Source organism: Clostridioides sp. ZZV14-6009, assembly GCF_020658095.1.
In the GTDB taxonomy this organism is placed as follows: Bacteria; Bacillota; Clostridia; order Peptostreptococcales; family Peptostreptococcaceae; genus Clostridioides.
The window spans coordinates 1-1,248 of the sequence record NZ_JAGWDG010000042.1 but is presented as its reverse complement, the minus strand read 5'-3'; the positions used below and the strand labels follow the sequence as shown (position 1 = coordinate 1,248).

Sequence of the window (1,248 nt, the reverse complement as noted above, 5' to 3'; positions counted from 1 at the left end):
TCTTTTCCTTCTACTACTCCACTTTCTTTAATTATATAATCTTCTACTGCTTTTCTATACTCTGTATTAGTTACATCATCTAGTTGAAATTCTTGATTTTTCAAAGGATTTAATCCTCTGTTTAATATCCTTTCTGCTAATATTCTTACTACAACATTGTTTATATTCATTATAATAATCCTCCCTGTAATTCATTAGTTATAATTAATAATTCATTTTCTAATTCTTCATAACTAAGTTCTTTGTCTTCTGCTGGACTACTTGATAATACTAAATAATTTTCATTTAAAGTTTCATATATTTCTATAATATATAAATTAGAGTTTTCATCAATTATTTTTTCTTTTTCATCTAAAGAATTATAATATACTTGTTTTTTCATAATTTATTCCTACCTTAATATTTTTAATTCTTCTATTTCTGCACGAGCTGCATATGAACCATCTAAATTTCCTGCTCCTACAGATGTTAATAATATTTGTACTTTTATATCCATGCCCTTCTCAACAATAATATCTTTTGTAAATGTTAGACTAGCAGAAGATGCACTAGGAGTATTGTCAGTAACATAAAAGTATTCTTTTCGGTTTCCACATAGTATCTCTATTTTTGCTGTTGCATAATCAGCACGCATTTTAGACGATTGAAGTTCGCCTGTGAATCTTAATGTGCCTTTTATACTAGATACTTCATTGTAAACGATGCTAGGAGTGTTTACAATTGTAGCCTGAATTCTATTTTTTAAAGAAAAAATTTCTATTGATTGAAAAACCCAGTTAACTTTTTCAATCAAATTAGTAAATGTTTCAGATGATGTTGCTGAAACATTTTTAGAATTAATTGTCTCCACTAATACATTTTTTAATGTTTCTATTTTTGTTTTAGTTGTACCAAATTTATCTGTTCCAATAAAAGGACTACCCAATGCACTAGATATATTATTTTTACCAGTTTGAAAATCAGCTTGTACATTTTCTAATGTAGTCATAAGTTCCTCTAAACTAGCATTATCAGTTAACTTTGTTGTCATATTTTCACCTCGCTTATATCATATCTATTAAATTATTTACTATAGTAATTCCTTTAGTCCTTTGGCCACTTATTTCTACCATTATTTCTTCTAATACCCCATCTAACTTATTACTTGTAAATCTATTATTAGCATCTGTAATACTTATACTGGTATCTACAAGTTGTATATTACCAATAGAATCAGTTATCTTTTTAGATGAATAAGTAGTCATTTCA

General features: G+C 26.8%; 2 protein-coding genes and 1 pseudogene. All 3 read right to left on the bottom strand.

Annotated features, from left to right (window positions below):
* Nucleotides 1-169: 169 nt before the first annotated feature.
* On the bottom strand, nt 170-382 hold the full coding sequence (locus tag KGF36_RS19840) for a hypothetical protein (RefSeq protein WP_021402023.1): 213 nt from the start codon (nt 380-382) through the stop codon (nt 170-172).
* Between the two features lie 9 nt (nt 383-391).
* Nucleotides 392-1,030 (bottom strand): hypothetical protein, encoded by a 639-nt coding sequence (locus KGF36_RS19835; RefSeq protein ID WP_227830496.1) that lies wholly within the window; start codon nt 1,028-1,030, stop codon nt 392-394.
* Nucleotides 1,031-1,043: 13 nt separating this feature from the next.
* A pseudogene (locus KGF36_RS19830) lies at nt 1,044-1,248 on the bottom strand (phage tail protein); the annotation flags it as partial.

Bases quoted from the DNA above. Each gene is read 5' to 3' on its own strand.
- KGF36_RS19835 (WP_227830496.1), bottom strand. From the start codon at position 1,030: ATGACAACAAAGTTAACTGATAATGCTAGTTTAGAGGAACTTATGACT.
- KGF36_RS19840 (WP_021402023.1), bottom strand. From the start codon at position 382: ATGAAAAAACAAGTATATTATAATTCTTTAGATGAAAAAGAAAAAATA.